Origin of the sequence: Kribbella sp. NPDC049584, from assembly GCF_040675555.1 — a bacterium.
Lineage (GTDB): Bacteria > Actinomycetota > Actinomycetes > Propionibacteriales > Kribbellaceae > Kribbella.
Genome location: NZ_JBFAPF010000002.1, coordinates 341,881 through 354,049, shown reverse-complemented (window position 1 = coordinate 354,049; position 12,169 = coordinate 341,881). Strand labels below are relative to the sequence as shown.

Genomic DNA, 12,169 nt, shown 5'->3' with positions numbered 1-12,169 from the left:
ATCGTGCGCGAGCATAACGTGCGCGGGGGACACACCGCGGCGCTTTTGCACCTTGTTGCAACGGTTCCAGGCTAGACCGCCTGGACCACTGTGACCTTCATCTCGTTGGAGAGGGTGAAACCCAGCGAGCGGTACAGCCGGATCGCGCTGCTGTTGGCGGCACCGGCGTGCAGGAACGGGGTGCGCCCGGCCGACTCGATGCGGTGGGCAACGGCTCGGATCAGCCTGCTCGCCAAGCCCTGGCCCTGGTACGACGGGTGGGTGCAGACCGCGCTGATCTCGGTGTACCGCGGCAGCGCGAACCGCGTCCCCGCCATCGCGATCAGCTCGCCGTCGCGCCGGACGCCGAGGTACGTGCCGACCTCGATCGTCCGGGAGCGGAACGGGCCGGGATCGGTCACCGCCACCAGCCCGAGCATGTCCGGCACGTCGTCCGGCCCGAGGACGACTGCCTCCGGCTCGTCCGCCCCGAAGTCCGCCGGAGCGAGGAACTGGACCAGGTCGATCGCGACCTCGAGCTTGAACCCGGCCGGCACCGGGAACTCCGGCCGCATCAACGCAGCCGTCTGACCCGGCCCGACCAGCGCCGCCGCATCGGCCCAGTCGGCCTCGGTCGGCTCATCCGGCACAGCAAGGAACGGCGCCATCGCGGCCGGGTACCGGCGGGCGTTGCGGCGGACTTCGGCGAGGTGCGCGTGCGGGCCGGTGAGAGCGGCGTACACGGGATTCTGCAGATTCATCAGAATCCCAGTTTGCGCAGGTTCTTCGCGTCTGTCTGCCAGTTTTTGGCGATCTTGACGTGCAGGTCCAGGTACACCGGCGTACCCAGCAGGGCCTCGATCTGCTGGCGAGCGGCCGCGCCGACCTCGCGCAGGCGGGCGCCCTTGTGACCGATCACGATGCCCTTCTGGCTCTCCCGCTCGAGGAAGATGTTCGCGTAGATGTCCAGCAGCGGCTTGTCCTCGGGACGGTCCTCGCGCAGGTTCATCTCGTCGATCGTGACCGCGATCGAGTGCGGCAACTCGTCCCGCACACCTTCCAGCGCGGCCTCGCGGATCAGCTCGGCGACGAGCGTCTCCTCCGGCTCGTCGGTGATGTCGCCGTCCAGGTAGAGCGGGAAACCCGCCGGCAGGAGCTTCACGAGCTCGTCGGCGACCACGTCGACCTGGTAACCGGACGTCGCCGAGACCGGAACGACGGACGCCCACTCGATCCCGACCGACTCCCCCAGCTTGGCGATGTCGGCCAGGTGCTCGACCATCCGGTCCGGCTCGACCAGGTCGGCCTTGGTGGCAAGCGCGACCTTCGGCGTCTTCGCGACCTTCGCCGCCTCGGTCACCAGGAACCGGTCACCGGGCCCGATCTTGTCGCTGGCCGGCAGGCAGATCGCGATCACGTCGACCTCGGCCCAGGTGGTCTTCACCAGATCGTTCAATCGCTCGCCGAGCAGCGTGCGCGGCTTGTGCAGCCCCGGGGTGTCGACCAGGATCAGCTGCGCGTCCGGCCGGTGCACGATCCCGCGGACCGCATGCCTCGTGGTCTGCGGCTTCGACGAAGTGATGACGATCTTCTTGCCCACCAGCGCGTTCGTGAGCGTGGACTTGCCGGCGTTGGGCCGACCCACGAAGCAGGCGAACCCTGCCTTGAAGTTCTCAGGTGTGGACGACATCGCGGGCCTCTCCGGTGCCATTGGCATATACGACGGGAATGTTGGCGCCGGCGAAGTGCCGTACGACCCCGACATCGACGGAATCGGCGTCGGTGACGACCGCGGCGGCTTCCAGACCCTTCACACCCGACGCGAGCGCCATCGCGACCGCCAGCTGCAGGGCGGTCAACTCGACCGTGTCGAGCGCGACCGTACACGCGGCGTACGTCCGTCCGTCGGAGTCGCGGACCGCGGCCCCTTCAGCGGCCCGTGTCCGGGCCCGGGCAGCTCGTGCGAGCGTGACGAGTTTGGCGTCCTCCGCCGAGAGGTCTGACAACAAAACTCCAAAGGAAGGAAGGAAAGAAGGAGGGGTGGTGGGCTAGGCGTGCTGGTGGTTCTGGTCCTGGGGCGCGGGGGTGGGCTCCTCACGTCGTACCAGAACCGTACCTACCTGGTTGCGGCGGCCGGACGGCCGCTCCGCCGTCAGCGACAGGCCCGCGATCGCGACCTCGGCACCGGGGATCGGCACCTTGCCGAGCAGCTTGGCCATCAGGCCGCCGACGGTGTCCACATCGTCGTCGTCCAGCGGTACGCCGAACAGCTCGCCGAGCTCGTCGATCGGCAACCGGCTCGACACCCGGTACGAGCCGTCGGACAGCTCCTGCACCGAGTCGGGGTCCTCGTCGTACTCGTCGGTGATCTCGCCGACGATCTCCTCGAGGATGTCCTCGATCGCCACGAGTCCCGCCGTACCGCCGTATTCGTCGACGACGATCGCCAGGTGCATCCGGGCGGCCTGCATCTCGCGGAGCAGCTCGTCGACCGGCTTGGAGTCCGGGACGTACATGCACGGCCGCATCACCGACTCGACCCGCTCGGTCGACTCGGCAGAGGCGTTGTCGTAGACGCGGCGCATCACGTCCTTGAGGTAGGCGACGCCGAGGATGTCGTCGAGCGACTCGCCGATCACCGGGATCCGCGAGTAGCCGGAGCGCAGCGCCAGCGAGGTGAGCTGGCGGAGCTTCTTGTGCCGCTCGATGTAGACCATGTCGGTCCGCGGCACCATCACCTCGCGGACGATCGTGTCGCCGAGCTCGAAGACCGAGTGGATCATCTGCCGCTCGCCGGACTCGATCACCGCCGACTTCTCCGCGTAGTCGACCAGCGCCCGCAGCTCGGCCTCGGTCGCGAACGGGCCTTCGGCGAATCCCTTGCCGGGGGTCAGCGCGTTGCCGATCAGGATCAGGAACTTCGGCAGCGGCCCGAGGATCCTGGTCAGCGCCATCACCGGCCCGGCCGAGATGATCGCGAACCGGTCCGAGTGCTGCCGGCCGAGCGTCCGCGGCGCGACCCCGATGATCACGTACGACACCAGCACCATCACCACCGCGGTGATCAGGATGTGCTCCCAGGTCACCGAGAGGACTCCGGACAGCGCCTGGGTGACCAGCACGATCGCGGTGATCTCACAAATCAGCCGTAGCAGGAGCAGCGAGTTCAGGTACCGCGGGGCGTCGGACAGCAGGTCCCGCAGCCGGACGGCCCGCAGGTTGCCCAGCTCGACCTGCTCGTTCGCGCGCACCTTCGAGTACGACGACAGCGCTGCCTCGGCGCCGGCGAACAAGCCGGCGAGCAGGACAAGCACCGCAGCCACAACCAGGAGAACGAGGTCGTGGGAGGTCACCGCAACGTCACCCCTGCCTCAGACACTCTCGAGCCGGTTCCCAGGTGCCCGCCATGCTTCCAGCAGGCGGCCCTGGACGTCCCACATCTCCGCTTTCTCGGCGGGTTCCGCGTGGTCGTACCCGAGCAGGTGCAGGATGCCGTGCACCGTCAGCAGCTCCAGCTCGGCCCACGTGCCGTGGCCGGCCTTGGCGCCCTGCGCGGCCGCGACGGTCGGGCAGAGCGCGATGTCGCCGAGATGACCGAGCGGCAGGTCGCCGTCGTCGTCGTCGGACGGACCGGGCCGCAGCTCGTCCATCGGCCACGACATCACGTCGGTCGGACCCGGCAGGTCCAGGAACTCGACGTGATACCGCGCCATGGTGTCCTCGTCGACCAGCTTGATCGACAGCTCACACTCCGGGTGCAGCCGCAGGGACGACATCACGAACCGGCTGAGCCGCATCAGTCCGTGGGCGTCGATCTCCACCCCGGACTCATTGTTGACCTCTACGTTCATGCTCGGGGCTCAGCGTCACTTTCGTAGTTCTCGTACGCCGACACGATCCGGCCGACCAGCTTGTGCCGGACCACGTCGTGCGACGTCAGCCGGCAGAACGCCAGGTCCTGGACGCCTTCCAGGATGTCCTGGACAACCCGCAGACCCGACCTGGTTCCGGTCGGCAGGTCGACCTGGGTGACGTCGCCGGTGACGACCATCTTCGAGCCGAAACCGAGCCGGGTGAGGAACATCTTCATCTGCTCCGGCGAGGTGTTCTGGGCCTCGTCCAGGATGATGTAGGCGTCGTTCAGCGTCCGGCCGCGCATGTAGGCCAGCGGCGCGATCTCGATCGTGCCAGCCGTCATCAGCCGCGGGATCGACTCCGGGTCGAGCATGTCGTGCAGGGCGTCGTACAGCGGGCGCAGGTACGGGTCGATCTTCTCCGACAGGGTGCCGGGCAGGAACCCGAGCCGCTCGCCGGCCTCGACGGCCGGCCGGGTCAGGATGATCCGGTTGACCTCCTTGGCCTGCAGCGCCTGGACCGCCTTGGCGACCGCCAGGTAGGTCTTGCCGGTACCGGCCGGGCCGATGCCGAAGACGATCGTGTTCTTGTCGATCGCGTCGACGTACCGCTTCTGGTTCAGCGTCTTCGGGCGGATCGTGCGGCCGCGGCTGGACAGGATGTTCTGCGTCAGCACGTCGGCCGGGCTCTCGACCGTGGCCTGCTTGATCATCGCGATGCTGCGCTCGACCGAGTCGGCGGTCAGCCCGTGCCCGGTCCGGACCACCGCGATCAGCTCGTCGATCAGCCGCTCGGCCAGGGCCAGTTCGGCCGGCTCACCGTTCAGCGTGATCTCGTTGCCGCGGACCATGATGTCGGCGGCGAACTCCTTCTCGACGATGCGGAGGAACTCGTCCCGGGCTCCGAGCAGGGCCACCATGTCGATGCTGTTCGGCACGACGATCTTGTGTGATGCCTGCGCGCTGGCGGCGGCGCCTTGGACTGTGCCGTTCGCGCGCGCCTCCGGTTCGATACTGCGTGGCCTGGACAGGCTCTTCCTCCTGAGTACGGGTGATGTGACCTCCCATGCTAGCCGCCCCGTCCGACACCCTCACTCGTAATTCCCCGGGACACGCTCCCGGAAGGCCTCTGCGGCGTTGTCTGCTGCTTGCTCGCCCGGCCCGGTGCGGCGTTCGGGGCCAGGATCCCGCTCAGCCGGGCGACCTCGTCCGCCTCCGGACCGGGCGCAAGCACACCGTGCTCGAGCGCGAGCCGCCGGTTCCGTTCGAGGGTCCACTGCCGGGACGGGTGCAGGCTGACGGTGACACCGGCCGGGGACGGTCGAAGCATCGGGCCGAGGTCGGCCCGCAGCGCGTTCTCCAGCGAAGATCCCCGGTTGAGCTCGTAGGAACGCAGCATCCGGTACGTCGCCTCGACCGCCGCGCGCGTGGACCCGGAGGTCGCCGGCGGGGTGTCGAACTCGTCGGAGTGGGTGTTCCGGCCGTCGTCGACTCCCACCGTGTGCGCCGGTGTGAACACGTGCAGCGAGACGACCGGGGCGGTCGGATCACCGTCGTACACCGAGTCCTCGCGCCAGGCGTGCGCTCCGGAGTAGCTGTCCTGCAGGGCATGAGCGGCCGCACCGAGATGGCTGAACTCGAGGCGCGGCGAGGCCTGCGCGGCCGCCAACTGCTCGAAGATGTACGCCGCGTTCGTGTCCAGGTTGTCCCAGCCCTTGCGGAACGGGTCGGCCATGAAGTGCTCGCGCTGCGCGTCCGGGTTCGCGTATGCCGAGTGCGCGGTCGGCCCGAGACCGACGTACGGGAAGGACTTGCCGAGTCCGCCGAAGTTCGTGATCACGCCCACGCCGAACGGGCGGTCCTGATAGGCCTGGGCCTTGTCGACAGCGGCGGCGTACTCGTCCTCTCGCAGACCGCGAACAGTCCGATCCGGGGCGGCAACGTGCTGGTACAGCCGCGCGACCGCGGCGTACGTGATGTCGTGATGGCCCGACCACCGACCGTCACCGCGCTGCTTCATCCCTTCAGGTTCCCACCAGATCGGGCCAACCTGTTGTCAACCTGGGACAGGGTCTTGGCGTCGTCTTTTCGTGGCTCAACCGGCCGTGGTGTACGAAGAGTGCGTGACACATGAGTCCTCGTGGGATGCCGACGAGGCGCTGACGGCTGTCTACACCGCTCATTACACCTCGCTCGTCCGCCTCGGCGCCCTGTTGCTGCGCGACACCGGGGCGGCGGAGGAGATCGTGCAGGACGCGTTCGTCGCGATGCACGGACGCTGGCACCGGCTGCGCGACCCTCACAAGGCGCTCGCGTACCTGCGGACCGCGGTGGTGAACCGCTGCCGGTCCCGCCAGCGGCACCTGGTGGTGGTGGACAAGCACACCCCGAAGACCCTTCCCGATGAACCCAGCGCTGAGCAGGCCGTACTGCGGACAGCGGAGACCGACCGCGTCATCGAGGCGATGCGGACCCTGCCGGAGAAGCAGCGCACCGTGATGGTGCTGCGGTACTACGGCGACCTGTCGGAGGCCGAGATCGCCGACACGATGGGCATCAGCCGGGGCTCCGTGAAGAGCCACGCCGCGCGCGCGACCAAGTCGCTGCGCCAGGTCCTGGAGCAGAACCTTTGACGTCCTCCCTGCCCCAGAGGGACGGGGATTCCAACTACTACGCGGAGGTAGCGTGTTGAGGTTCACGCTTCGACGAGACCCAGCTGGGCGTCTCTCTGCGTGCGCTGACGGCCCGCCCGGCCGCGATGTTGATCGCCGCGTTCACATCCGCGTTCGCCTGATGTCCGCAGGCCACGCACCGGAAGACCGCTTGGCTCTCGCGATTCTCAGGTGCACGATGCCCGCATCGGCTACAGGTCTGGGATGTGTACACAGGGTTGACCTTCTCCACCCGACCGGCGGCCTTCTGCTCGAGACGAAGTACCAACAAGCCCCAGCCGCCGGTCAGGATGCCACGATTCAATCCGGCCTTGGCGCTGCGATGGTTCCGCAGGTAGCTGCCGGGTCGTTTCGGGTCAGCCCTGGGACTCGGTCGTTTGGTCATTTGGGTGATCCTGAGGTCTTCAACGCGGATGACGTCGAACCGCCGCGCGAGGTCGGTGCTGACCTTCTCGACCCAGTCCTTACGACGGTCGCGCGCCCGAGCATGCAGCCTGGCGATCGCGACCTTCAGCCGCACACGCCGCTTGGAGCCACGCTGGCATCGAGCCAGCTGACGCTGCAGGTGAGCGAGCCGGTTCCATTCGTGGTTGCTCATCCCGGGGCAGGACAGCAGGTCACCGGTGGACAAGGCAGCCGAAACAGTCACCCCTCGGTCCACGCCGACGATCTGACCTGCGCCAGGTGCGGGAATCGACGACGGTACGACCGCGAACGCGAGATGCCACCGGCCCACGCGATCGCAGGTGATTCGGTAGGACTTCGCGAAGGGAACGGGACGAGACAGCCGGAAGCGCACCCAGCCGACCTTCGGCACCAGGACCTGCGCCCATCTCCGATTCAGCTTCATGACCCGGGATGCTTGACCACCGACCACGCGGAATCCCTCGTGCACCCCGGCTTTGCGCCAGGTCGGACGTCGGTGGATGCCTGCGTAGAAGGTCTTTACGGCCTGATCGAAGTCGCGCAGCGCTTGCTGCTGAACGGTCTGCGACCCAGCGCGCAGCCACTCGAACGCGCCCCGCACCTCGGTCAGTTGCCGCGCCTGCTCGACGTACCCAGGCGCCGGACGCCTGCCCGCGGTCCACATCGACCACTGCTCGAGCGCCAGGTTCCACATGTACCGGGCGTGTCGACACAGCTCCAACAGAGCAGCCTGCTGGGCCGGAGCAGGATAGAGCCGAAACCGGGACATATCGCCTATCCAATCAGTTGGTGCCGACAGTTCTCTGCCTCCGAAGGGAGGGAGTCGCGGCTCGCCTCCGCTTTGGGGAGTGGGACTATGCCGTGACCAATTCGATGAACGACCAGAACCCGAACGACCCGTTCGACGAGCTGATGCGCCGGGCCCTGCGGAACGAGGCGGACCGGATCGAGCCGGCCGACGCGCTGCCGGAGATCCGCGCCCGCGCGCACGCCCAGCGCCGGCCGGTCGCCCGACGCCCCTGGCTCCTGACCGCCGGCGTGGCCGCACTGGGCACTGCTGCGGCGGTCGGGGCGTTCACAGTGTTCAACGGGAACGACACGACCGCGAACGACGGCGACGCGGTCGCCGGTCCGGGTACGACGACCAGCGCGACCGGCGTCCTCCCCAGCCAGTCGCCGTCCGCCGCCTCCCCCGCACCGTCGCCGGTCCCGACCGTGGCCACCCAGCCGCCGACCGCGTCGACATCGGCAGCGGTGAAGACGGTCGGCCCGACCGGCGTTGGCGTCCCCGAGCAGTCGGTGCGTAGCGCCGTCGTACCGGTCTACTGGCTCGGTCAGCAGGTCGGCGTACCGAAGAAGTCTGCCGCGAAGCTGTACCGCACCTGGGCGAAGGTCAGCGGCCGCCCGGCCGAAGAAGCGGTCCGGATCATGACCACCAAGCAGCCCGAGGACCCGGACTACTACTCGGTCTGGCGCGGCGCCGCGGTGAACCGGGTCACCCGCTCGGACGACGTCGTCACGGTCGATTTCACGCAGCTCCCGAAGACCGACCTCGACCCCGATCTCGCCAAGGTCGCCGCCCAGCAGCTGATCTACACCGTGCAGGGCGCGCTCCAGGACGACACCACGTCGATCCAGGTCACCCAGGCCGGCCGCGCGGTCCAGAAGCTCTTCGGGCAGGTCGACACCAGTACTCCGCTCGGCCGGGCGCAGGCGGCGGATGTGCAGGCGCTCGTCTGGATCACCTCGCCCAGCGAGGGCGCGGTCACCGGCGGCAAGGTCACCGTCCAGGGCACCGCGAGCGCGTTCGAGGCGACCGTCAACTATCAGCTGACCAACCTGAAGACCCGCGAGACGAAGAAGAGCTTCACCAGCACCAAGGAAGGTCAGACGTTCTCGCCGTTCACGTTCTCGGTCTCGCTGACGCCCGGGCCGTGGCAGATCGAGGCGTATCTGATCTCCGACGCGGACGGCAGCATCACCAACACCGACTCGAAGACGATCCTGGTCAAGTAGCCGGCAGCACGATCGTGAACCCGGCGCCGCCCTCCGGCGCGGGCCCGGCCGTGAGCGTGCCGCCCAGCCTGGTGACCAGCCCCTGAGCCAGCGCGAGCCCGATCCCCGAACCGACCGGCCGTCGCCCGCGGTACTTCTGGTTGAGTACGCCGGGCTGGAAAGCGACCGCGTAGTCCTCCGGCGACAGGCCCGGACCGCCGTCGCGGACCTGGATCGTGACGTGTCCCGGCGACCGGCCCAACCACATCGTCAGCTGTGCACCTGCCGGCGTGACGCGGAGAGCGTTCTCGGCCAGACCGTCCAGGACCTGACGGATCCTTCGCGGGTCAGTGGTCGCGACGGCCGGCACCGGCGGCAGCTCGAGGTGGAACCGGACGCCCTGCCGCTCGCAGCGCACGCGCCAGACCTCGGCGCACGCTACGAGCGTCTCGCGCAGGTCCACCTGCGCGAGGTCGAGCTGGAACTGATCCGCACCGATCCGCGCCAGGTCCAGCAGGTCGCTGACCAGCCGTTCGAGCCGCTGCGATTCCTGCTGGATCACCTGCCCGGCACGCCGCGGATCGGTCGCGACCCCGTCGGCGAGCGACTCGGCGAACCCGTGAACCGCGGTCAGCGGAGTACGCAACTCGTGCGAGACCGAGAGCAGGAACTCGCGCTGCCGCGCCTCGCTGTACTGCAGGGCGATCGAGAGTTCGTTGACCGCGGCCGCGACCTCGGCCACCTCGGTCGGTCCCTCGACCGGTGCCCGCAGATCACGCCGGCCCTGACGCATCGCGGCCGCGACGTCCGCCGTACGACGTAGTGGACGGCCCAGGAGCCGTCCGAGGAGGGCACCGGCGAGGGTGGCGACCAGCAGACCGGCGCCGAGCGCGAGCAGGATGTTGCGGATGAGGATCCGCTGGGTGTCGGCGGCCAGCCGAACCGGTTCGACCAGGGCGAACCCCGAGCCGTCGCCGAGACCGCGAGCTTCGACCAGATAGTCCGTACCGCCGACCTGCACCTTGGTGGAGATCCGCTGCGTACTGCCGATGCCGTCGAGGCCGGCCGTGATCGCCGCCTGGGTGGAGGATCCGTCGGTCGACTGGATCCCCCGCCGCGGCAGGAGCAGTACGACGACGATGCCCTGGCCGCGGACGACCTGCGCAACCCTTCCGAGCCCGGCCGCACGCGAACTCAGGCCACGCTGGTCCACCTGGCCGGCGATCACGTCCGCCTGCGCCGCCAGCGACTGCTGCAGGACGGTCTGGGCGGACCGCTTCGCGAGCCCTGCCATGACCAGACCCGCCACCAGTACGGCGACCCCTGCGACAGCCACGCAGGTCAGCACGATCCGGGTGGCCAGGGAGCCACGGCCGGCCTCGTCGGGGGTCCGGACCTCCACGGGCATCAGTCGACCATCAGTCGCGGTCGGCCGCGTAGCCGACGCCGCGCACGGTCCGGATCGGACTGGCCGCCCCGAGCTTCGCGCGCAACTGGGCGATGTGGACGTCGACGGTCCGGGTGCCTGCGGCGGACTGGTAGCCCCAGACCGAACTGAGCAGCTCGTCGCGTTCGAACACCCGGCCCGGGCGCCGGAACAGCTGCGCCAGCAGGTCGAACTCGGTCGACGTCAAGCTCACCTCGGTCTCACCCGCCCAGGCCCGGCGGCGACCGATATCGACCCGCACCAGACCCACCGAGAGCACCTCGCCCGCCGCCGGAACACCGCCTGCCGTGCGCCGCAGGACGGTCCGGACGCGGGCGGCGAGCTCCCGCGGGCTGAACGGCTTGGTGATGTAGTCGTCCGCGCCGAGTTCCAGCCCCAGCAGACGATCGACTTCATCGTCCCTGGCGGTGACGAACAGGACCGGCGTCCAGTCCCCCGTCGCGCGCATCGTCCGGCAGACGTCCGCGCCGTCGCGTCCCGGGAGACCGATGTCGAGGACCACCGCGACCGGGTGCAAGCGGCGCCACGCGGCGAGAGCTGCCTCGCCGTCGGACTCGAGCCGGACGTCGAAACCGTCCCGGCGCAGGTACAGCTCGATCACCTCGGCGATCGCCGCCTCGTCCTCCACCACCAGAACCAGCCCGCGGCCGGCTGCGGCCATCCTCTGCTCCTGGAGACTCTCGGTCAGGGTGCGTCGTCCCCGGCCAGTTCGCGATCGATCGCGTCCAGGGTAGACCCGATCTGATCCAGCTCCTGCTCCGGCGACCCCACCTGTTGGGTCGCCGGAGCAGGACCGGTGCCCTGCCCACCGGGCTGGTTGCCGTGCCTGTCCCCCGAGCTGCCGCAGGCGGACAGTCCGAGGCCGAGACACGCGGTACCGAGCAGCACGGCCAGCGCCTTACGCATCACTTGGCCGCCTGGCAGTGCTCGGTCTTGAAGGCCTCGAGTTTGGTCTTCACCGTGCCGAGCTGCTTCAGCCGCTCCGAGCGGCGCTCGGCCCGCTTCTCGAGTCGCGCGGCCACCTTGTCGTGGCCGTCCGCCTTCTGCTTGGCCGCGCGCGCCTTGAGCCACGCGATCGAACCCTTCACGTCGGCGCCACCGTTGATCCGCTGCGCCAGCTTGTCGCGCCGCGCGATCATCTTCGGCAGCCGCTCCGCGCACAGCTTCTGCGACTCCTCGGGGCTCAGCGTGACCGGCTTGTACGACGTACCCGCCGAGGGCGACGGGGTCGGGGTCGGATCGGCCGCGGCGATCGTCGTACTCCCGACGAGTCCGCCCACCAGGACGACGGCCGACGTACCGGCCGCGATCGCGCCGCGCACAGACCTGCGCATGTTCTGCTCCTCGTTCTCGTTCGTGCTTGTGATGCTGACGAGAACAACTCTCCCCGGCAGGCGTTCGAGGAGGTTCGGGGCAGTGTTCGGGGTTTGTAAGAGTTCGTCAGTCCGCGCGGTCGATGGTGGCGGACAGCAAGCCGGGGAAGGACCGGTCGAACTCCTCGCGGCGGAGGCGGTTGAGACGACGGGCGCCTTCGTCGCGTTGTTCGATCAGGCCGGCGGAACGCAGTACGGCGAAGTGGTGGCTGGCGGTCGCCTTCTTGACCGGGAGGTCGAACGTGCCGCAGGCGCGGGTCCAGTCGTCGTGGGTGGCGAGGTCGCGCAGGATCGAGCGCCGGACCGGGTCCGCGAGCGCGTCCAGGGCCGACTGCAGCGGCACCTCGGCCGGATCCACGTGGCTGAGCGTGCGGGCGCGGGCTGACTCGACGGCCATGGTGTTCGATCCTTGTCGTACAGTTA

General features: G+C 69.0%; 15 protein-coding genes. 2 read left to right on the top strand and 13 right to left on the bottom strand.

Annotated elements, in window-relative coordinates:
• Positions 1 to 71 precede the first annotated feature (71 nt).
• The 7 genes from AB0J62_RS08460 to AB0J62_RS08430 form a co-directional block, all read right to left on the bottom strand.
• Positions 72 to 740 (bottom strand): GNAT family N-acetyltransferase, encoded by a 669-nt coding sequence (locus AB0J62_RS08460; protein ID WP_363865896.1) that lies wholly within the window; start codon positions 738 to 740, stop codon positions 72 to 74.
• Positions 740 to 1,669, bottom strand: a complete 930-nt coding sequence (gene era / locus AB0J62_RS08455) for a GTPase Era (RefSeq protein WP_363865893.1) — start codon at positions 1,667 to 1,669, stop codon at positions 740 to 742. The genes AB0J62_RS08460 and era overlap by 1 nt, the downstream gene beginning before the upstream one ends.
• Complete coding sequence (locus AB0J62_RS08450) at positions 1,653 to 1,988, bottom strand: cytidine deaminase (protein ID WP_363865890.1); 336 nt, start codon at positions 1,986 to 1,988, stop codon at positions 1,653 to 1,655. The genes era and AB0J62_RS08450 overlap by 17 nt, the downstream gene beginning before the upstream one ends.
• Positions 1,989 to 2,027: 39 nt before the next feature.
• Positions 2,028 to 3,332: a hemolysin family protein gene (locus AB0J62_RS08445; RefSeq protein WP_363865887.1), complete on the bottom strand. Its 1,305-nt coding sequence runs from the start codon at positions 3,330 to 3,332 to the stop codon at positions 2,028 to 2,030.
• Between the two features lie 18 nt (positions 3,333 to 3,350).
• Positions 3,351 to 3,830: an rRNA maturation RNase YbeY gene (gene ybeY / locus AB0J62_RS08440; protein ID WP_130447149.1), complete on the bottom strand. Its 480-nt coding sequence runs from the start codon at positions 3,828 to 3,830 to the stop codon at positions 3,351 to 3,353.
• On the bottom strand, positions 3,827 to 4,753 hold the full coding sequence (locus AB0J62_RS08435; protein ID WP_363867715.1) for a PhoH family protein: 927 nt from the start codon (positions 4,751 to 4,753) through the stop codon (positions 3,827 to 3,829). Before AB0J62_RS08435 ends, ybeY begins: the two co-directional genes overlap by 4 nt.
• 149 nt (positions 4,754 to 4,902) lie before the next feature.
• Positions 4,903 to 5,853 carry a hypothetical protein gene (locus AB0J62_RS08430; protein ID WP_363865883.1) on the bottom strand — a complete coding sequence of 317 codons (951 nt, stop codon included), beginning with the start codon at positions 5,851 to 5,853 and terminating at the stop codon, positions 4,903 to 4,905.
• A 103-nt stretch (positions 5,854 to 5,956) separates the two neighbouring features.
• Between AB0J62_RS08430 and AB0J62_RS08425 the strand changes: the two genes are divergently transcribed.
• Positions 5,957 to 6,466, top strand: coding sequence for a SigE family RNA polymerase sigma factor (locus tag AB0J62_RS08425; RefSeq protein WP_363865880.1), 510 nt, complete (start codon positions 5,957 to 5,959; stop codon positions 6,464 to 6,466).
• A gap of 37 nt (positions 6,467 to 6,503) precedes the next feature.
• On the opposite strand, the gene AB0J62_RS08420 is transcribed toward AB0J62_RS08425, so the two are convergent.
• A complete protein-coding gene (locus AB0J62_RS08420) occupies positions 6,504 to 7,700 on the bottom strand; it encodes a transposase (protein ID WP_363865877.1) in 1,197 nt (398 codons plus the stop codon).
• 92 nt (positions 7,701 to 7,792) lie between these two features.
• Between AB0J62_RS08420 and AB0J62_RS08415 the strand changes: the two genes are divergently transcribed.
• Positions 7,793 to 8,947, top strand: a complete 1,155-nt coding sequence (locus tag AB0J62_RS08415) for a Gmad2 immunoglobulin-like domain-containing protein (protein ID WP_363865874.1) — start codon at positions 7,793 to 7,795, stop codon at positions 8,945 to 8,947.
• On the opposite strand, the gene AB0J62_RS08410 is transcribed toward AB0J62_RS08415, so the two are convergent.
• The 5 genes from AB0J62_RS08410 to AB0J62_RS08390 form a co-directional block, all read right to left on the bottom strand.
• On the bottom strand, positions 8,940 to 10,334 hold the full coding sequence (locus tag AB0J62_RS08410) for a HAMP domain-containing sensor histidine kinase (RefSeq protein ID WP_363865871.1): 1,395 nt from the start codon (positions 10,332 to 10,334) through the stop codon (positions 8,940 to 8,942). The two genes, AB0J62_RS08415 and AB0J62_RS08410, sit on opposite strands and share 8 nt — an antisense overlap.
• Before the next feature lie 10 nt (positions 10,335 to 10,344).
• Complete coding sequence (locus tag AB0J62_RS08405) at positions 10,345 to 11,034, bottom strand: response regulator transcription factor (protein WP_363865868.1); 690 nt, start codon at positions 11,032 to 11,034, stop codon at positions 10,345 to 10,347.
• Between the two features lie 23 nt (positions 11,035 to 11,057).
• The gene (locus AB0J62_RS08400) at positions 11,058 to 11,279 is read right to left on the bottom strand and encodes a hypothetical protein (protein WP_363865865.1); all 222 of its coding nucleotides are present in this window, start codon (positions 11,277 to 11,279) and stop codon (positions 11,058 to 11,060) included.
• On the bottom strand, positions 11,279 to 11,707 hold the full coding sequence (locus tag AB0J62_RS08395; protein ID WP_363865862.1) for a hypothetical protein: 429 nt from the start codon (positions 11,705 to 11,707) through the stop codon (positions 11,279 to 11,281). The genes AB0J62_RS08400 and AB0J62_RS08395 overlap by 1 nt, the downstream gene beginning before the upstream one ends.
• A gap of 106 nt (positions 11,708 to 11,813) precedes the next feature.
• Complete coding sequence (locus AB0J62_RS08390; RefSeq protein WP_363865859.1) at positions 11,814 to 12,143, bottom strand: helix-turn-helix domain-containing protein; 330 nt, start codon at positions 12,141 to 12,143, stop codon at positions 11,814 to 11,816.
• Positions 12,144 to 12,169 lie beyond the last annotated feature (26 nt).